The sequence below is a fragment of the Pseudooceanicola aestuarii genome, from assembly GCF_010614805.1.
Classification (GTDB): domain Bacteria; phylum Pseudomonadota; class Alphaproteobacteria; order Rhodobacterales; family Rhodobacteraceae; genus Pseudooceanicola; species Pseudooceanicola aestuarii.
In genome coordinates, this window is record NZ_JAAFZC010000001.1 from 1,035,159 (window position 1) to 1,054,165 (window position 19,007).

The following is a 19,007-nucleotide window of genomic DNA, read 5'->3' on the forward strand; positions in this document are numbered from 1 at the left end:
GACCGAAAGGCAAAGCTCGCTCGTTTTGCAGACGCTGTTCCACGTGCCCTGCGCGACGCAGCTCCAAAAACCGTCAAGGCCAAGACCTTGCGCTAACCATCTGAAATAAATAGGAAACGCAGCCCCGCCCCGACCCGGTCACGCGAAAAAATATGCGCACCGCGAAAAAACACCCGCTCACCTACAACCCCCTCAGAAATCCAGGTTTTCGACGTTCAGCGCGTTGGTCTGGATGAACTCGCGGCGGGGTTCGACGGTGTCGCCCATCAGCTTGGTGAACAGGTCGTCGGCCTCTGCCATGTCATCCACCTCCACTCGCAACATGGTGCGTGCCTCGGGGTCCAGGGTGGTTTCCCACAGCTGTTCGGGGTTCATCTCCCCCAGGCCCTTGTAGCGCTGCAATTGCAAGCCGCGTTCGCCCTCCTCCAGGATGGCTTCCAGCAGGTCGAGCGGGCCGTGGATGTTCTGCCCCCGGTCGCGCCGCATCAGGCGGGCGGGTTGGCTGTAGATGTCGCGCAAGGATTGCGTCATCTGGCCGAGGCGCCGAGCCTCCCCGGACCGCAAGGCGGGCCCGTCCAGCGTGCGGACTTCCTCCACCCCGCGCAGGATGCGGGCCAGGCGCAGACCGCGGTCCTGGGTCGGGCGCCCTTGCCAACCGCGTTCGTATTCCAGTGCGATCAGGTCCAGCCGTTGCGCCACGCGGTCGGCCACGTCCTGCAAATCACCATCCAGCTGGCCCTGGGTGAAGGCGCCGGCGATGGCGGCCTGTTCAAGGATGTGACGCGGGTAATGGGTGGGGAAGGCTTCGAGGATACGCTTGGTCTGGCGGGCCTCCTCGACCACGCGGACCAGGTCGGTGCCCGCGATCTCGTCGCCATTGCCGAGGCGCAGCAGCGCCCCTTCGGTCCCCTGGTTGATCAGGTAGTCCTCCAGCGCGGGCTGGTCCTTCAGGTAGACTTCGGACTTGCCGCGTGCGACCTTGAACAGCGGCGGCTGTGCGATGTAGAGGTACCCGCCCTCGATCAGCTGCGGCATCTGCCGGTAGAAGAACGTCAGCAACAGCGTCCGGATATGCGCACCATCCACGTCCGCGTCGGTCATGATGACGATCTTGTGGTACCGCAGCTTGGAAATATCGAACTCGTCCCGGCCGATTCCGGTGCCAAGGGCCATCACCAGATTGCCGATCTCCTGACTGGAGAGCATCCGGTCGAACCGGGCGCGTTCCACGTTCAGGATCTTGCCGCGCAGGGGCAGCACCGCCTGGGTGCGCCGGTCCCGACCCGTCTGGGCGGAGCCGCCGGCGGAATCGCCCTCCACCAGGAACAATTCGGATTCGGCAGGGTCCTTGGATGAACAATCCTTCAGCTTCCCGGCCAGGTAGTTCACGTCCATCGCCGTCTTGCGCCGGGTCAGTTCGCGGGCCTTGCGGGCGGCTTCGCGGGCCAGAGCGGCCTCCACGATCTTGCCGACGATCATCCGGGCCTCGTTCGGGTTTTCCTCGAACCATTCCGTCAGCTTTTCGTTCATCAGGCTTTCGACCGCCGGACGCACCTCGGAGGAGACCAGCTTGTCCTTGGTCTGGGAGGAAAACTTGGGATCCGGCACCTTCACCGACAGGACGCAGGTCAGACCCTCGCGGGCGTCATCGCCGGTAAAGCTGACCTTCTCCCGCTTGGCGATACCGCTTTCCTGGGCATAGCGGGTCAGGGTCCGGGTCAGCGCCCCGCGAAAACCTGCCATGTGGGTGCCGCCGTCGCGCTGCGGGATGTTGTTGGTAAAGGGCAGAACCGTCTCGTGGTAGCTGTCGTTCCACCACATCGCCACCTCGACGCCAATGTCGTCCTTTTCCCCCTGAATGAAGATCGGATCGGTCATCAACGGCGATTTGGACCGGTCGAGGTATTTCACGAATTCGCGCACGCCGCCGTCATAGAACAGCTCTGTCTTCAGGGCCTCGGCGGGGCGGTGATCTTCCAGCACGATACGCACACCGGAGTTGAGAAACGCCAGTTCGCGCAGGCGCTTTTCCAGCGTCGCGTAATCGTAATCCAGATTGGAGAACGTCTGAAGCGAGGACAGGAACCGCACCTCCGTCCCCTTCTGGCCGTCGGCATCTCCGACCACGCGCAGGGAATCGACCGTCTCCGAGTTCTCGAACCGGACGTAATGTTCCTTGCCATCGCGCCAGATCCGCAGTTCCAGCCAATCGGACAGCGCGTTCACCACGGAGATCCCGACGCCGTGCAGACCGCCCGACACCTTGTAGGAATTCTGGTCGAATTTCCCGCCCGCGTGCAGCTGGGTCATGATGACCTCGGCGGCGGAAATCCCCTCCTCCGAGTGGATCGACACAGGAATGCCACGGCCGTTGTCACGCACGGAAACCGAATTGTCGGCATGGATCGTGACCGAGACGTAATCGGCATGACCGGCCAGCGCCTCGTCAATACCGTTATCGACGGCCTCGTAGATCATGTGGTGCAGGCCGGACCCGTCGTCAGTGTCCCCGATATACATGCCGGGGCGTTTCCTGACGGCGTCCAGCCCTTTGAGAACCTTGATGGAATCCGCGTCGTACTGCGGTTCTGCAGGTTGGGTGTCGGCCATGCGGGAGAGATCCTTTTCCAGTTGTCGATTTTATACTGCCCCCAGGGGGGATTGTCACGCGCATGACACGAAGTTTGGGGTGGTCCCGGGGCAGTGTTTCGCCGGTGCGGCGGGGCCGCGGCGCATTCAGGTAAAGGGGATCACCAGACCGACGCAGATCATCAGGCAACCGGCCGCGATATTGGTCCGCCGGATCGCCGTCCCGGAGGACAGAAGCCGCCGCGCGCGGTCGATGAAATAGGCCAGGATCAGGTTGCCGATCAACGGCACCAACGCGGAAATCACGCTGATCGCCGCGATGTCCCAGCCCGTCATCGCCGTCAGGTCGAAGAAGCCGGGCAACACCCCCATATAGAACAGGATCGCCTTGGGATTACCCAGGATCACCGCCAGCCCGGCGATGAACCCCGCCCACATGCCCGGCCGCGTCAGGCGGCTGTCGCTGGCGATCGACTTGTCGGCGTTGCGGATCAGAAGGGCGCCCATCACCAGGAACATCGCGGCGCCAACGAATTTCAGCACGACCATCAGGCCCGTCACCTGCCCCACAACCCAGGTCACGCCCAGGATCGCCAGCAGCGGCCACAGCACATCGCCCACCACAACGCCCAAGGCCAGCGGCCATGCTGCATGGAAGCCGCCCGCCATGGCACGTGCGGTCAGGGCCAGCCAGACCGGCCCCGGTGTCAGAAACAGGACGAACAGCGCCCCGGCGTAAAAGGCCAGTTCGGCCAGGGAAATACTCATTCGGGCCTCGGAATGGTCAGGCGGCCGTCATCGTCCAGCGGCCAGAAAGGATTATGTGCGACTTCCCAGACATGCCCGTCGGGATCAGCGTAGTAACCGGAATAGCCGCCCCAGAATACCGGCTCCGGCGCTTTCAGTGCGGTGGCCCCGGCCGCCAGCGCGGCGGCATAGGCCGCGTCGACCCCGGCGCGGTCAGTGAAGTTCTGCGCCAGCGTGACCGCCCCGGTGCCCAGATCCACGCCCGGCCGGCCCTGATCTTTTGCCAGATCTGCGCGCCCGAACAGGCCCAACGCCATGCCGTCCAACTGGTAGAATGCGACGCCCGGCTGGCTTTCCGCTTCGGTCCAGCCAAGCGCGGCATAGAAGGCGCGGGCGCGCGGCAGGTCGTCGGTGCCCAGCGTGACGAGCGATATCCGTTGTGGCGTCATGGCGTCCTTTCCAGAAGGCCGCTTTCGCCGCCCTGTTCGGTGATCTCGATGTGATGGGCGCGGCTGCCCAACTCCTCAAAAAGCTCCGGCCCGGTGCCGGTCATCCAGGCCTGCGCGCCCAGGGCGCAGACCTCGTCATAAAGAGCAGCACGGCGGGTGGCGTCAAGGTGAGCGGCGACCTCGTCCAGCAGCAGGATCGGTGGCGCGCCGAAATCCCGCGCCAATCCGCGCGCATTCGACAGGATCAGGGAGACGAGCAGCGCCTTCTGCTCTCCGGTGGAGGCATCGCGCGCCGCGATCCCCTTGGCCGGCCAATGCGCCTCCATGTCCGCGCGATGCGGGCCCAGCAGCGTGCGCCCCGCTGCCATGTCCCGGCCGCGCCCGTCGCGCCAGGCGGCGCGCAGGGCATCGGCGCCATCGGGCAGGGGTCCGTCGGGATGGGTCAACGCCAGGTCGGCGGCGGGAAAGGCCGTCTCTGCCCCCGCCTGCGCCTGTGTGATCAGGTCCAGTGCATGCATGCGGTTGGCGGTCAGCTGCGCACCGGCCTCCGACATCTGGGTTTCCAGCGCGGTATACCAATGGGCATCACGCACCATGTCTTTCAGCAGGCGGTTGCGTTCACGCATCGCCTTTTCATAGGCCAGCGCTGCGTCGGCGTGGCCGGGCATGAAACTCAGCGTCATGCGATCCAGGAACCGCCGCCGCCCCTCGGCCCCTTCGATCCACAGCCGGTCCATGGCCGGCACCAGCCACAGAACCCGCGCGATCCGGCCCAGGGCGACCTGCGGCGCCGCCTTGTCGTCGATGCGCAGGGCGCGGCTGCTTCCGGCCTCTGCGCCCATCGTGACCTCGTGCCCCTGCCCCAGCGTGTCCAGACGGCCCGTCAGCTTCCAGCCCAAAGCCTCGGGGCGGCGCGACAGATCCTCCGCCCGCGCGCGCCGCAGCCCCCGCCCCGGAGAGAACAGAGAAACCGCCTCCAGCAGGTTGGTCTTTCCCGCCCCGTTGGGGCCGTGCATCGCCACCGGACGGCCATCCGTTTCCACGGTGCCGTGCCGCCAGGAGCGGAAATGCGACAATGTCAGGCGGGTAAGGGTCAGCCCCTGCATGGCGCGCCCCCGGATAGGCCCCGCCCCGGCCCGTCAGGCCGGAAACAAGGCAAAGGAATGCGTCCGGTCAGACGCGCATCGGCATGACGACATAAACGGCGGAGGTATCGTTCCCCTCGCGCATCAGGGTCGGATCGCCAGAGGAATTGAACAGGAAAACCGCGTTCTCCCGATCCACCTGGCTGGCGATTTCCAGCAGGTATTTCGCGTTGAACCCGATCTCCAGCTTGTCGTCGCCATAGGCCACGGCCAGCTCTTCTTCGGCTGCGCCGCTGTCGGGCGCGTTGACGGACAGGACCAGCCGATCTTCCGTCAGGCTCATCTTCACGGCACGCGACCGTTCGGAGGACACGGTGGCCACACGGTCCACTGCCTGCGCGAATTCGGAGGCATCGACCTCAAGCCGCCGGGTGTTGCCTGACGGAATGACGCGGCCGTAATCGGGGAAGGTGCCGTCGATGACCTTGGATGTCAGGGTGATATGCGGCGTGGCGAACCGGACCTTGGTTTCCGAGACGGAGACCGCGACTTCCAGCTCGTCATCGTCCAGCAGCTTGCGCAATTCGCCCACCGTCTTGCGGGGCACGATCACGCCGGGCATTTCCTCGGCCCCGCCGGGCAGATCGGCATCGATTCGCGCCAGCCGGTGACCATCGGTCGCGACACAGCGCAGCTTGCGGGTGCCCTCGTCCTCGGCGACATGCATGTAGACGCCGTTCAGGTAGTACCGCGTCTCCTCCGTCGAGATGGCGAATTTCGACTTGTCGAACAGGCGGCGCAGAACCGGCGCGGGCGCGGTAAAGTTCGATGCGTATTCGGAGGACGCCATGACCGGGAAATCCTCCCGCGGCAGGGTCGCCAGGTTGAAGGTCGACCGCCCGGCGGCCACGGTCAGCCGGCCATGCGCGCCATCATCGGTCAATGACACCTGCGCCCCGTCGGGCAGTTTGCGCACGATTTCATGCAGGGTCACGGCGCTGACCGTCGTGGCGCCCGCGCGTTCGACCATCGCGGCGGCCTTGTCGACCACTTCGATATCCAGGTCGGTCGCGCGGAACTGGACCTCGTTGCCTTCCGCCTCGATCAGGACATTGGCGAGGATGGGAATCGTGTTCCGCCGCTCCACCACCGATTGCGCCTGCGAGACGGCCTTTAGCAGCGCGCTGCGTTCGATGCTGAATTTCATGGCCCTCGCTCCTGTCCGATATCGGGACCAGAACGCTACCTGTTCCGGCCCCCGATACAACGATTTTTTCCGTTTTCACCGGGTTTCGGGCAAGGGTCAAGCGCAGCGCGGCACGCAGGACACAGCCCGCCCGGTTTCGCGGCGCTTCCCGACCCGGATCAGGCCTCCAGAGTGCGGCGCAACATCTCCAGATCGTCTGCCAGCTGGCTGTCCTTCTGGATCAGCTCCTCGATCCGGCGCACGCCATGGATGATCGTGGTGTGATCGCGCCCGCCGAACCGCTTGCCGATCTCCGGCAGGGACCGGCTGGTCAGCTTCTTGCACAGGAACATCGCAACCTGGCGCGGCCGGGCAAAGCTGCGCACCCGCTTCGGCCCGATCATGTCGGAGATGCGGATGTTGAAGTGTTCCGCCACGCGGCGCTGGATTTCCTCGATCGTGATCTTGCGCTCCGAGGCGCGCAGCACATCGGCCAGACAATCCTGCGTCAGCTCCATCGTGATCTCGCGCTCCACCAGCATGCCAAAGGCGAACAGCCGGGTCAGCGCCCCCTCAAGCACACGCACGTTGGTGGAAATTCGCGCGGCCAGGAATTCCATGATCCCGTCGGCGACTTGCAGATCGGGATATTTCTCCCGGTAGCTCTCCAGCTTGGATTGCAGGATACCCAGTCGCAATTCGTAGTCGGTGGGATGCAGATCCACGACCAGCCCGCTGGACAGGCGCGAGGAAATCCGCTCCTCCATGTTGGCAATCGCGGCGGGCGCGCTGTCGGCCGAGATGATGATCTGCTTCCCGTTCTCCACCAAAGTGTTGAAGGTGTGGAAAAATTCTTCCTGTGTGCTGTCCTTTCCGGCGATGAACTGCACGTCATCGACCATCAGGACATCCACGTTGCGGAACAGCGACTTGAAATCCATCATGTTGCGGTCGCGCAGCGCCTGGACGAACCGATACATGAAATGTTCGGCGGACAGGTAGACGACGTTCAGGTCAGGATTCAATTCCTTCAGCTTCCAGGCGATGGCGTGCATCAGGTGCGTCTTGCCCAGGCCAACGCCACCATACAGGAACAGCGGGTTGAATTCGACCTGGTCGCCTTCGGCCACGCGACGGGCGGCGGCATGGGCCAACGCGTTCGGCTTGCCGACCACGAAGCTGTCAAAGGTGAAGCCGGGATCCAGCGGCGCAGGTTGCAGCATCTTGTCCTGTTTGCTGGTGGTGGTGGCGGGCGCCTTGGGCCGGGGGGCAGGGGTCGCGGGGGCGTCGGAACGGGGCGCGGCCCCACGGTTGGCCTGAGCGGGGGCAGAGGTGAATTCGACACGGCGCACGTCAGAGCCGAGATTGGCAATCTCGCCCAGGATGGTGTCGCCGAAGTTGCGCTTCACATACGTGCCCGCATAGGCCGAGGGCGCCATCAGGGTCAGAACGCCGTTCGACACGGAATCCATCTCAAGCGGCTCGATCCAGTGTTCGTAATTGTTCGCCCCCAGTGCCTGCCGGAGTTTCTGCTTCACTTGGCCCCATTGTTCGGTCGTCATCTTTGTATCTTCGCCCCACGTTCCATATTTTTCCCGGCTCAGCTGCCGGCCTCGCGGTTTCAGATCACCCGACAAAATCCTTTCGTGGCCCGAACTCCCCCCAAGAGTCGGGTTCCGGTCACAGACCGGGCCCACAGCCGCATCGGCGGACGGCAACCCGGATCAATCGACCCAGGATCGCATCCTGCGACAAAGTTTTTCTGTCTTGGACATAGCTCATCGAAAGGCACATCCTGCGTGCCATGGCCGATTAGCGCGCGCCTCGAAACGAGCCGCTATGTCCCCCCAAGTGTGCGATCTGAATCGCTATACCCGCCAAGGTATCAACGGTTCAGCGGCCCTATCAACAGCACAACGCGCTTGACTAGACGCTTGTCTGAAAAGAATCGCGAGGTGCAGACACAGCGGCCACACATGAAAAAAGGCGCCGCAAATGCCGCGCCTTTTACCATCAATCACTTGTAGGAAGTCAGGCGATCGCCTTGACCCGCGAGGACAGGCGCGACATCTTCCGCGCTGCGGTATTCTTGTGAAAGACACCCTTGGTGACGCCGCGCATCAGCTCGGGTTGAGCGTTGCGCAGGGCAGTCTGAGCGGCGGTCTTGTCACCGGACGCGATCGCTTCCTCGACCTTGCGGAGGAAGGTGCGGATCCGCGAGCGGCGCGTCTTGTTCACTGCCTCACGGCGGTCGGCCTGACGGGCGCGTTTCTTGGATTGGGGCGAGTTAGCCATAGGTGTTCGTTCCCGTTACTGGGTTCCGTGCGTTCTGAAGACGCTGCTTTAGTGGTGACTCGTCGCGGAGTCAACAAGGCATCGGCGGTTTGCCGGCATTTGGCACATGTGATCGCGCCGCGAGGGGCCGCCTCAGCCCCTCGTCCCTTCGTCTTGGCCACCACCCTGACCGCCGTCCCGGTCCTGCGCTCCCGCGCGGACCGCGGAAAGCCGGTGATGCTCAAGGTTGGCACCGACGATCAATACCCGCGCCGCGGTATCGCCCAGCCCGGCGTAGAAATGCGGGCGGACGCTGTCGAAGTACAGGCTGTCGCCTGCCCCCAGAATCACGTCTTCCACCCCATCCAACCGCACCAGCGCCTGCCCTTCAAGAACCAGAAGAAACTCTTCTCCCGGATGGCCGGCGGGGCTGACTCCGTCCATCTGAGCCAAGGGGGTCAGGGTGCAGATCATCGGTGTCATGGTGATATGGGCGACACCGGGAAACAGGACATCGAACCGGTTGCCCTCGGTCTCCATGGCCACGGTATCGCCGTGGCGGGCAATCACCAGGCCGCCCGGCTCGAATTTGCGGCCGCCCTCTCCGAACAGGTCGGCCAGTTCCACCTCCAGCGCACGCGCCAGCCGGACAAAGCGGTCATACGTCGGCACCATCAGGTTCCGCTCGATCTTGGAGACCGTCGAAATCGCGATCCCGGCCCGGTCCGCGACCGTCTGGATTGTCAGCCCGCGCGCCTCGCGCAGGTCGCGCAGCCGCTGCGCCATCTCCGCCCGGCTGTCGCTCTGCGCCGCCCGGTCTTCTGAAACATCTTTTCGGCAAATCACGTCAACACCCTCTCAAACCCTAAATTGATTCGCGCCATGCGTGTGTTTTCGCGTGCAATCTTCGCAAATCGATACACCGAACCCCCGCCCCGAAAACCTGTATTCAGGAGTCCGAATACATATGAATTAGTACATTTCCGCCCAAGGCAACGCACAATCGGATTCGATGGCGGCTATCGACTACTCTCCTTTTGCTAGAAAATTGGACCTAGGGTCAACGCACCCGGAGACAAGCCCCTCTTGGCCTGCGCAAGGCAGCTCCGCTAGGATCCGCCAAAATATCGGAGATGTCGTGAATATTCTGTTCATCATGTATGACCAGCTGCGGTTCGACTACATGGGCTGTGCCGGGCATCCACACCTGAAGACGCCCAATTTCGACCGCCTCGCCGCGCGCGGTCTGCGGTTCACCCAGGCGCATGTGCAATCGCCGATCTGTGGTGCCAGCCGGATGTGTTTCTACACCGGGCGCTACGCCTCCTCCCACGGGGCGCAATGGAACGGATTCCCGCTGCGAGTGGGCGAACGCACGCTGGGCGATCACCTGCGCGACGCGGGCATGTCCTGCCACCTGATCGGCAAGACCCACATGGTCGCCGACGCCGAGGGCATGGCCCGGCTGGGCCTGTCCCCGGACAGCGTGATCGGCGCGCGGCAGGCAGAATGCGGGTTCGATCCGGTGGTGCGCGACGACGGCCTGTGGGGCGTTGGACCGGCCGGCGCCTACGACCGCAAGCGCAGCCCCTACAACGATTTCCTGAAATCCCGCGGCTATCCTTCGGACAACCCCTGGGCCGATTTTGCCAATGCCGGCATCGTTGACGGCCAGATGGCCAGCGGCTGGTTCACCGCCAATGCCGACAAGCCCGCCAACATCCGCGAAGAAGACAGCGAAACACCCTGGCTGACCGATCGCTGTCTCGAGTTCCTGGACACCGCGCGCGGGCCGTGGTGCGCGCACCTGTCATATATCAAACCACATTGGCCCTATATCGTGCCCGCGCCCTACCACGCGCTTTACGGGGTGGAGCATGTTCTGCCCCCGGTGCGCAGCCCGGCGGAACGGGACGACCCCCACCCCGTGTTTCGCGCCTTCATGGAAAGCGAGATCGCCCGCACCTTCGCCCGCGACGAGGTCCGGGCGAAGGTGATCCCGGCCTATATGGGGCTGATCCGGCAATGCGACGACCAGCTGGGCCGGATCCTGGACCGGCTGGACACCACCGGAGAGAGCGCCAACACCATGATCGTCCTGACCTCCGATCACGGCGATTACCTGGGCGACCATTGGTTGGGCGAAAAGGATCTGTTTCACCAGCAATCGGTGAAAGTGCCGCTGATCATCGTCGACCCCCGGCCCGCCGCCGATGGCACGCGGGGCACGACCTGTGACGCGCTGGTCGAATCCATCGACCTGGCCGCCACCTTCATCGAGACGGCAGGCGCGGAAGTGCCGCGCCATATCGTCGAGGGCCGGTCCCTGTTGCCGTTCCTGCACGGGGAGACGCCGGAGACATGGCGCGAGGTGACGATTTCCGAATACGACTACTCCACCACGCCGATGCGCAAGTCGCTGGACGTGGCCATCCCGGATGCGCGGCTGTTCATGGTCTTTGACGGCCGGTGGAAACTGATCCACGCCGAGGGTGGATTCCGTCCCATGCTGTTCGACCTGCAAAGCGATCCGCAGGAGGTTCAGGACCGTGGCGCCGATCCCGGTTGCGCCCAGCAGGTGGCGCGGCTTAGGGCGCATCTGCACCGCTGGGCGCTGCGGTCGGCACAGCGGGTGACCCGCTCCGACGCCCAGATCGAGGCGGCGCAGGGGCCGGAGGGGCGTGTGGGCATCCTGCGCCACGTCTTCGATCCGGGCGACGCACCGGAGGACTTCACAGCCGCCTATCGTGGCCCCGCTCCCGCCGACTACACCGGCGGGTAGCGCGTCAGCCCGTGCCGGTCTCCGCACCGGCGCGATAGGCGCGTTGCAGCTTGGCCATACCACCGATCCAGCGGTCGTAATTCTCCACCTTGGCCTGCATGTAGCCGGTGACCTGCGGGTGCGGCAGGATCAGGAACCGTTCCTCCGCCACGCCCTTCAGCGCCGCATCGGCCACCTCCCGCGCGCTCAGCACGCCGTCACCGGCCTGCGGGCCGGCGCCGCCGATCCCGGACAGCATCGGCGTCGCCACCCCCTGCGGACACAGGATCGAGACGCGGATGCCATCGTCCCTGTGGCTGAGCGCCAGCGATTCCGCAAAGCCGACGGCAGCGTGCTTGGTCGTCGAATAGGGCCCCGACCCCACCTGAGACAATAGCCCGGCAGCCGAGACGGTGTGCAGGAAATAGCCACCGCCGCGCGATTTCATCAATGGCACCAGATGGCCGGCGGCATGGACATGGGCCATCACGTTGACCTCCCAGGCAGCCTGCCATTCCTCGGGCGCGGCGCCCGCGATATTGGTCACGCTCAGATCGAAAGCGTTGGCGATCCCGGCATTGGAACACATCAGCGACACCGGGCCATGGTCCCGTTCCGTCCGGTCGATCATGTCGATGATCTGCGCGCGGTCGCGCAGATCGATCTCCAGGCCCAGTCCGCCGACCTCTGCGGCGACCTCCCGCGCTGCGTCCCCCTTCAGGTCCGCGACGGTAACATGAGCCGCGCCCGCCGCGTGCAGCGCCCGGACCAGCGCCGCGCCGATGCCCTGCGCCCCGCCGGTGACGATGGCCGTTCTGCCGTGAAAATCCATGCTGTTCCTCCTGTCGGGCGACGCATGCCGCCACTTCTCCCTGCTGCATCAGTTGCGGAACCGCGCGGCAAGCGCAAGCGGCCCCCGAACGACAACGCGCGCCGCCGGAGGCCGGGGCGCGCGTCACGATCAAGGGTTTGGGCCCGGTTCAGCGGTCGCGGAACTGCGCCTCGCGCTTTTCCAGAAAGGCGTTCATGCCCTCCTTCTGGTCTTCGGTCGCGAACAGCGCGTTGAACACCCGGCGTTCGAACAGCAGCCCCTCCGACAGGGACACCTCCTGCGAGCGGTTCACCGCCTCCTTGACCGCCATGACCGTGATCATGGATTTCTCCGCGATCTTCTCGGCGGCGGACATCGCCTCTTCCATCAGCTTCTTGCACGGAACCACGCGCGAGACGAGGCCCGAACGCTCCGCCTCCTGGGCATCCATGAAGCGGCCGGTCAGGTTCATGTCCATCGCCTTGGCCTTGCCGACCGCGCGGGTCAGGCGCTGCGTGCCACCGATCCCGGCGATCACGCCCAGGTTGATTTCCGGCTGGCCGAACTTGGCCGTATCCGACGCGATGATGAAATCGCACATCATCGCCAATTCGCAGCCGCCGCCAAGGGCATAGCCCGACACGGCGGCGATGATCGGCTTGCGGACCCGCAGGATGGCGCCCGCCTCGGCAGAGAAGAGATCCCCGGCAAAGACATCGACGAAGCTTTTCTCCGACATCATCTTGATATCGGCCCCCGCGGCGAAATATTTTTCGGACCCGGCCAGAACGATGCAGCGCACCTTGTCGTTCTTCTGTGCCGCGCCCAGGGCCTCTGCCAACTCGGTAAAGACCTGCTGGTTCAATGCGTTCATCGCGTCCGGGCGGTTCAGTTTGATAAGCGCGATGTGATCTTCGATTTCGACGATGATCGTCTCGTAGGCCATGAAAAGCGGTCCCTGACGTTTCGGTTAGGATCGATTCCCTAACAGGTTGCCCCTTTGGTTCAAGCTATCTTTGACATTGCGGGCAGAAGAAGGACGACCGCCCCGACTGCACTTCCCGCCGAATCGAGGCGCCGCAATCGGGCGCGCGGCAGGCCTCAGCCTCGCGGCCATAGACCTCGAAACGATGCTGAAAATAGCCAAGTTCGCCGCTCGCCTGCCGGAAATCCTTGAGGCTGGAACCGCCCGCCGCGATCGCCTCCGCCAACACATCGCGGATGATCGGCGCCAGCGCGGTCAGCCGCGCTGATGCAATCCGGTCACATCGTCGCAAGGGCGAGATCCCGGCGCGAAAAAGCGCTTCGCAGACGTAGATATTGCCCAGCCCCGCCACGACCCGCTGATCCAGCAGCGCCGCCTTGATCGGGCTGCGCCGGAATTTCAGAGCCTGCGCCAGGTAGACCCCGTCAAAGGAATTTCCCAACGGTTCCGGCCCCAGCCGGGCCAACAGGGGATGCGCCTGCGCGCCATCGGTGGGAAGCAGGTCCATCGCCCCGAACCGCCGGGGATCGTTGAAGGTGACCCGCGCGCCATTGTCCATGTCCAGCACCACATGGTCATGTTTCTCCGCCGCCGGGTGGTCATGCACGAACTGGCCAAGCGGATCGCCGGACACGGTCATACGCCCGGACATGCCCAGATGGATCAGCAGGCTTTCGCCGCCGTCGAGGTCCGCCAGGATATACTTGGACCTGCGGCGCAGCCGCTCTACCTTGCGGCCGGTCAGGCGATCGGCCATGCGGTCGGGAAAGGGCCAGCGCAGGTCGGGACGATTCACCTGCGCGCGGGTGATCACGGCCCCTTCCATCGCGGGGGAGAGACCAGTACGGACGGTTTCCACTTCGGGCAGTTCGGGCATGACACCTTGCGCATTGGCCGCATTGCGGCGACAGGTTGGCGGCCTATAACGGGGCACAGACGAGATAAGCACAAGCACCATGAACGAAAAGACCACACATTTCGGATTTCAGGAAGTGCCGGAGGCCGAGAAGGCCGGCCGCGTGCAAGGCGTCTTCTCCTCCGTCGCCACGAAATACGACATCATGAACGACGCCATGTCGCTGGGCATCCACCGATTGTGGAAAGATGCGATGATGGACTGGCTGGCACCACGCCCCGGTCAAAAACTGCTGGACGTGGCGGGCGGCACCGGGGATATCTCCTTTCGGTTTCTCAAACGCGCGGGTTCCGGCCATGCGACGGTTCTGGACCTGACCGAACCGATGTTGGTCGCCGGCCGGCAACGTGCAGAAGCGACCGCGATGACCGATGCGCTGGACTGGGTGGTGGGGGACGCGATGTCCCTCCCCTTCGCCGACAACACGTTCGACACCTACACGATCAGCTTCGGCATCCGAAACGTCACTCGCCCCGAGGTCGCCCTGACGGAGGCCTACCGCGTGCTGCGTCCCGGCGGTCGGCTGATGGTGCTGGAATTCTCCCAGATCCCGACGCCCGCGCTGCAATGGGCCTATGATCGCTACAGTTTCAACCTGATCCCGGCGATGGGTCAGATGATCGCCGGGGATCGTGACAGCTATCAGTACCTGGTGGAATCGATCCGCAAGTTCCCGGACCAGGAAACCTTCCTGAACATGCTTCGCACGACCGGCTTCGCCAATGCGAAATACCGTAACCTGACCATGGGCATCGCCTGCCTGCACTCCGGCTGGAAGGTCTGAGATGCGCGGCCCGCACAATATCTGGCGTCTGATCCGCACCGGCGCCACGCTGGAACGCACCGGCGCCATGGGCGTGGTGCTCGACGCCTACGAAGCGCCCCCCTTGCTGCGCGCCGCCGCCCGAATCCTCGGCTGGCCCTTTCAATGGCTGGGGGACAGGGGCGATCCCGCGATGCCCCCGGCCACCCGTGCGTTGACCGCCCTTGGCCCGGCCTACATCAAATTCGGGCAAGTCTTGTCCACCCGCCCCGATCTGGTGGGCGCCGACCTGGCACGCCAGTTGCGCGTTCTCCAGGACAAGCTCCCTCCCTTCGGCATGGACGAAGCCCGGCACGCCGTCGAGGCGGAGTTGGGCCGACCGCTGGACGAGATCTACTCGGAGTTTTCCGAACCCGTCGCCGCCGCTTCCATCGCTCAGGTGCATCATGCGCGGCTCCGCGAGGATGGACGTGAGGTCGCTGTGAAAATCCTCCGCCCCGGGATCGAACGGGCGTTCCGGCGCGACGTTGATGCCTTCTACCTCGCCGCCACTCTCATCGAAGGGTTGTCCAGCAGCTTCCGGCGGCTGCACCCCTCCGATGTGATCGAACATTTTGACGGAGTCGTTCGCGCCGAACTGGATCTTCGCCTCGAAGCCGCCGCCGCCAGCGAATTCGCCGCCAACACCGAGAAAGACCAGGGCTTCCGCCTGCCTGCGGTTCAATGGGATCTGTCCAGCCGCCGGGTCATGACCATGGACTGGATGGACGGCGTCCCGATGGGCGACAATGTCGCGCTGGATGCCGCGGGCCACGATCGCGCGGTGCTGGGCGAACGGGTGCTGCAATTGTTCCTCAACCATGCGCTCCGCGATGGCTATTTTCACGCCGACATGCACCAGGGCAATTTGAAGGTCGGCCCTGACGGCACTATCATCGCCTATGATTTCGGGATCATGGGCCATATCGACGAATACACCCGCCGGGTCTACGCCGAGATCCTCTACGGCTTCATCAGGCGCGATTATCGTCGTGTCGCCGAAGTCCATTTCGAGGCCGGCTACGTCCCTGCCGACCGGGATGTCGACGAATTCGCGCGCGCCCTTCGAGCTGTTGGCGAACCGATTTTCGGCATGGATGCGACGCGAATTTCCATGGGCCGACTTCTTTCCTACCTCTTTGAGGTGACTGAGAAATTCGGAATGGAAACGCGCACAGAGCTGATCCTTCTGCAACGCACCATGGTCGTGGTCGAAGGCGTGGCACGATCGCTGAACCCGCAGATCAACATCTGGGAAATCGCCCAGCCCATCGTTCAGGACTATATCGGCAAGAACCTCGGCCCGCGCGCGCTGGCCCGTGACCTGACAAGGGCCGCACAGGTGATGGCCAGGTTCGGGCCGCGACTACCGCGGCTGGTTGAGCAGGCGTTGATGCGTCAGGTTGCCGAGCCCAAACCGCTACGGCCAAACCGCTGGCGCGCCGCGGTGATCTGGGCCACCATCGGTGGTGCGGTCGGTGCCGCGCTGACGTTGGCAATTGGTCTGGCAGGGTGACATGCATCTGGTGAAATCCGCTGCTATTGAAGGTTCGGTTCCGGATGCCTCCGGTCTTACAGGGCGAATCTTTCGCGGAAGTTAATTTTTGCGCAATGCGCTCAGCTCCAGTTCCATGGCCGCGCGGTAATCCACCTCTCCCTGCGCCACACGGATGGCACAATAGGCTGCCAGCCAAGCATGATAGAACGGTGTCAGAGCTTGCAACCTATCGGCAACCTTTGGATCTCCGTATCCTTGCAGAAATGCCTTTCGGTAGGCCCCGCAGGGCGGAGCAGCGCCGTACAGGACGTTCATCCCCGGTGAGAGGTGAATAGCAAGGTCATGGACAGGGTCACCCTGCGCGGGACATTGCCAATCGATCAAACGCAGTCCGTCGTCCTCAGACAGGATATTCCCAGGTACCGGATCGCCATGAAGAAACACCTTCTGATTGCATGGGGGCACATCACGCTCGGGCAGATGAAACATGAGATCTTCTCTCAATCCCTCTGGCAGCGCCTGCGCCATCCGGAGCACCTCTCTGCGCAACGTGGCTGAGCCATCGGGTGCGCTTCGCAATCGTGGCGATGGCACTCCATGCAACTTGCGCAACAATCGCCCAATAGCCGTCGGAGCATATTCTCCCACATGTCCCGTCAGGTAGCGATAGACAACCAAAGGTTGTGTCTTCCCCGCCGTATCCTGCGCTAGAAACTCCGGCGCAAGTCCATGCCCCGACAGAACCTTCAATGCGAGCGCTTCCGCCTTGGGATTGTTGGGAAAAACCCGACTTTCCTGATGCGGATCATACAGTTTGACCGCGACGTCACCGCCAGGCATGGCTACCCGCCAGACAATGTTGCGCCTGCCACCCCGAAGGGGCGTCACCGCCCCTGGCTCGCCCAGGCCCAGCCGACGCAAGCAGGTGACAATCTCCGGTGGCATAGTCCGTAGAATATTGGCTATCGCCCGCTCTCCATTCTGAATATGGACGACACATACGACGCCAATTCGAACCCGGCAAGTCGCGCGACTTCATAGGGCATTCTCAGTCCTCCGGCGCGCCCTTTGTTCGTAGTCGCGTCACGTGAAAAACTGTCATGCTTTCCGAGCGAAGGCAAAAAAGTGCGCTCTTTAGGGACCTGTTAACACCACGTGCGGTAGAACTGGGCAAGTTGAATAGGTGGCAGGAATTGACCGATGCAGATTGCAGCGCATCCATCACTTGAAATCAGCGCGACCCAAATGATTCTCCCCTCGTTCGCGAGCAAGGGCTATCTGGCGCTGACGCTCCCGGAAACGGGCCTTGTCCGCGTCGGTCGATTCGGCCGCGCAATGATGGCAAGCCACGCCTTCCTCGTATGCCGGATGCCCCTGATCCTCGGGAAGGAGCGGACGGCGGCAAGCGTGACAAAGAAGATGCGGACCCTCCGCCAACCCATGGCCGACCGAGACGCGGCCGTCAAAGACAAAACATTCCCCTTGCCATGTGCTGTCCGTCTTGGGCACCACCTCAAGGTACTTGAGAATGCCGCCTTTCAGGTGAAACACATCTTCGACACCCTGGGAAATGAGAAAATTCGTGGATTTTTCGCACCGGATACCTCCGGTGCAAAACATCGCGATCCGCTTGTTATGGAACCGGGATTTGTTCGCCTCCCACCAGGCGGGAAAATCGCGAAAGGAGGCGGTGCCGGGATCAATCGCACCGTCGAATGTCCCGATGGCAACTTCGTAGTCGTTTCGCGTATCGATCACGGCGACGTCGGGGGCGCTGATCAGGTCATTCCAATCCTGAGGGTCGACATAATGCCCAACGCGGGCACGCGGATCGACATCAGGCTGTCCCATCGTTACGATCTCCTTCTTCACCCGAACCTTCAGTCTGCCGAAAGGCTGAAGAGCGGCATGGCTGATCTTCCACTCCAGATCCGCACAGCCGGGCAAGGCGCGAAGATAGTCCAGAACTGCCGCAATGCTCTCTTCAGATCCCGCGATGGTGCCGTTCACACCTTCCGACGCCAGCAACAATGTCCCAGTGACCGCCCGTGCCTGACAGAAGGCGAGCAGCGGTCCACGCAAGGCTGTCGGATCGGAAAAGCGGGTAAAGTGGTACAAAGCGGCGATATGGTACATGGCCGGGCAAATAGTCGCTCTGGTCGCGCCGCGCAACGGGGTTAACTATCGCGGTCAGACGTATCCACCCGGTGCAGCTACGTTGACGGCCGCTGCGCCATCGGCCACTTTCGTTTCGACGAAAAGGAGAGCCCTCATGCCCCATGCCCTGATCGTGATCGACGTCCAGAACGACTTCTGCCCCGGCGGCGCTCTTGCGGTCACGAACGGGGATGAAATCGTCTCCGGAATCAACGCCCTCATGGCTGATCATGACACGGTCATCCTGACCCAGGACTGGCATCCGGCCGACCATTCCTCCTTTGCCAGCCGGCATGGGAAAAAGCGACCCTACGATGTGATTAATATGCCCTACGGAGCCCAGGTCTTGTGGCCCGACCATTGTATTCAAGGGAGTGCTGGCGCTGATTTTCACGACGGACTTGCCGTCGACCGGGCGGATCTAATTGTCCGAAAAGGGTTCCGTCCAGCAATCGACAGCTATTCTGCCTTTTTCGAGAATGACAGAACCACCCCGACAGGGCTGAACGGCTATCTGCGCGACCGGGGAATAAGCGCGCTGACGCTGGTTGGCTTGGCCACGGATTTTTGCGTCTACTTCTCGGCGGTAGATGCGACAAAACTGGGCTATTCAGTGACTCTGCGCCGCGATCTATGCCGGGCGATCGACCTTGACGGATCTCTGGCCGCAGCCGAAGAAGGGATGCGCGCCGCAGGTGTGAATTTCGCCTCGGGTCGAACCGTCTAGCCGCGACTTGCAGACCCGGC

Annotated in this window: 17 protein-coding genes; 4 read left to right on the forward strand and 13 right to left on the reverse strand. The window is 63.4% G+C overall.

The genetic code is table 11. The features are described 5' to 3' along the window. Positions 1 to 192: 192 nt before the first annotated feature. The 8 genes from gyrB to G5A46_RS04850 all read right to left on the reverse strand — a co-directional run bounded on the left by gyrB (position 193) and on the right by G5A46_RS04850 (position 9,176). Complete coding sequence (gyrB, locus tag G5A46_RS04815) at positions 193 to 2,610, reverse strand: DNA topoisomerase (ATP-hydrolyzing) subunit B (protein WP_163847797.1); 2,418 nt, start codon at positions 2,608 to 2,610, stop codon at positions 193 to 195. Between the two features lie 126 nt (positions 2,611 to 2,736). After that, complete coding sequence (locus G5A46_RS04820; protein ID WP_163847799.1) at positions 2,737 to 3,357, reverse strand: LysE family translocator; 621 nt, start codon at positions 3,355 to 3,357, stop codon at positions 2,737 to 2,739. Next, positions 3,354 to 3,785: a VOC family protein gene (locus tag G5A46_RS04825; RefSeq protein WP_163847800.1), complete on the reverse strand. Its 432-nt coding sequence runs from the start codon at positions 3,783 to 3,785 to the stop codon at positions 3,354 to 3,356. Before G5A46_RS04825 ends, G5A46_RS04820 begins: the two co-directional genes overlap by 4 nt. Next, positions 3,782 to 4,891, reverse strand: a complete 1,110-nt coding sequence (gene recF, locus G5A46_RS04830) for a DNA replication/repair protein RecF (RefSeq protein WP_163847802.1) — start codon at positions 4,889 to 4,891, stop codon at positions 3,782 to 3,784. The genes G5A46_RS04825 and recF overlap by 4 nt, the downstream gene beginning before the upstream one ends. 67 nt (positions 4,892 to 4,958) lie before the next feature. Then, on the reverse strand, positions 4,959 to 6,077 hold the full coding sequence (gene dnaN, locus G5A46_RS04835; RefSeq protein ID WP_163847803.1) for a DNA polymerase III subunit beta: 1,119 nt from the start codon (positions 6,075 to 6,077) through the stop codon (positions 4,959 to 4,961). A gap of 158 nt (positions 6,078 to 6,235) precedes the next feature. Next, a complete protein-coding gene (gene dnaA / locus G5A46_RS04840; RefSeq protein WP_163847805.1) occupies positions 6,236 to 7,618 on the reverse strand; it encodes a chromosomal replication initiator protein DnaA in 1,383 nt (460 codons plus the stop codon). A gap of 469 nt (positions 7,619 to 8,087) precedes the next feature. Beyond that, positions 8,088 to 8,351, reverse strand: coding sequence for a 30S ribosomal protein S20 (rpsT, locus tag G5A46_RS04845; protein ID WP_163847806.1), 264 nt, complete (start codon positions 8,349 to 8,351; stop codon positions 8,088 to 8,090). A gap of 132 nt (positions 8,352 to 8,483) precedes the next feature. Then, a complete protein-coding gene (locus tag G5A46_RS04850; protein ID WP_239520616.1) occupies positions 8,484 to 9,176 on the reverse strand; it encodes a helix-turn-helix domain-containing protein in 693 nt (230 codons plus the stop codon). 292 nt (positions 9,177 to 9,468) lie between these two features. On the opposite strand from G5A46_RS04850, the gene G5A46_RS04855 reads away from it, so the two are divergent. Then, on the forward strand, positions 9,469 to 11,112 hold the full coding sequence (locus G5A46_RS04855) for a sulfatase-like hydrolase/transferase (protein ID WP_163847808.1): 1,644 nt from the start codon (positions 9,469 to 9,471) through the stop codon (positions 11,110 to 11,112). A gap of 4 nt (positions 11,113 to 11,116) precedes the next feature. Here G5A46_RS04855 and G5A46_RS04860 read toward each other — a convergent pair whose 3' ends face one another. The 3 genes from G5A46_RS04860 to mutM all read right to left on the reverse strand — a co-directional run bounded on the left by G5A46_RS04860 (position 11,117) and on the right by mutM (position 13,764). Next, positions 11,117 to 11,923, reverse strand: a complete 807-nt coding sequence (locus tag G5A46_RS04860; protein WP_163847810.1) for an SDR family oxidoreductase — start codon at positions 11,921 to 11,923, stop codon at positions 11,117 to 11,119. A gap of 148 nt (positions 11,924 to 12,071) precedes the next feature. Next, positions 12,072 to 12,848 (reverse strand): enoyl-CoA hydratase, encoded by a 777-nt coding sequence (locus G5A46_RS04865; protein ID WP_163847812.1) that lies wholly within the window; start codon positions 12,846 to 12,848, stop codon positions 12,072 to 12,074. A gap of 64 nt (positions 12,849 to 12,912) precedes the next feature. Next, a complete protein-coding gene (gene mutM, locus G5A46_RS04870) occupies positions 12,913 to 13,764 on the reverse strand; it encodes a bifunctional DNA-formamidopyrimidine glycosylase/DNA-(apurinic or apyrimidinic site) lyase (protein WP_163847814.1) in 852 nt (283 codons plus the stop codon). A 79-nt stretch (positions 13,765 to 13,843) separates the two neighbouring features. On the opposite strand from mutM, the gene ubiE reads away from it, so the two are divergent. Then, positions 13,844 to 14,587, forward strand: coding sequence for a bifunctional demethylmenaquinone methyltransferase/2-methoxy-6-polyprenyl-1,4-benzoquinol methylase UbiE (gene ubiE, locus G5A46_RS04875; protein WP_163847816.1), 744 nt, complete (start codon positions 13,844 to 13,846; stop codon positions 14,585 to 14,587). Between the two features lies 1 nt (position 14,588). Further along, positions 14,589 to 16,121, forward strand: coding sequence for a 2-polyprenylphenol 6-hydroxylase (gene ubiB / locus G5A46_RS04880; protein WP_163847818.1), 1,533 nt, complete (start codon positions 14,589 to 14,591; stop codon positions 16,119 to 16,121). 81 nt (positions 16,122 to 16,202) lie between these two features. On the opposite strand, the gene G5A46_RS04885 is transcribed toward ubiB, so the two are convergent. Both G5A46_RS04885 and trhO read right to left on the reverse strand, forming a co-directional pair. Continuing rightward, positions 16,203 to 17,048 carry a phosphotransferase family protein gene (locus G5A46_RS04885; protein ID WP_163847820.1) on the reverse strand — a complete coding sequence of 282 codons (846 nt, stop codon included), beginning with the start codon at positions 17,046 to 17,048 and terminating at the stop codon, positions 16,203 to 16,205. Between the two features lie 276 nt (positions 17,049 to 17,324). Next, entirely contained in the window at positions 17,325 to 18,239 is a 915-nt protein-coding gene (gene trhO, locus G5A46_RS04890; protein WP_163847822.1) for an oxygen-dependent tRNA uridine(34) hydroxylase TrhO, read from the reverse strand. Between the two features lie 136 nt (positions 18,240 to 18,375). Between trhO and pncA the strand changes: the two genes are divergently transcribed. Further along, positions 18,376 to 18,987 carry a bifunctional nicotinamidase/pyrazinamidase gene (gene pncA, locus G5A46_RS04895; RefSeq protein ID WP_163847824.1) on the forward strand — a complete coding sequence of 204 codons (612 nt, stop codon included), beginning with the start codon at positions 18,376 to 18,378 and terminating at the stop codon, positions 18,985 to 18,987. Positions 18,988 to 19,007: the final 20 nt, after the last annotated feature.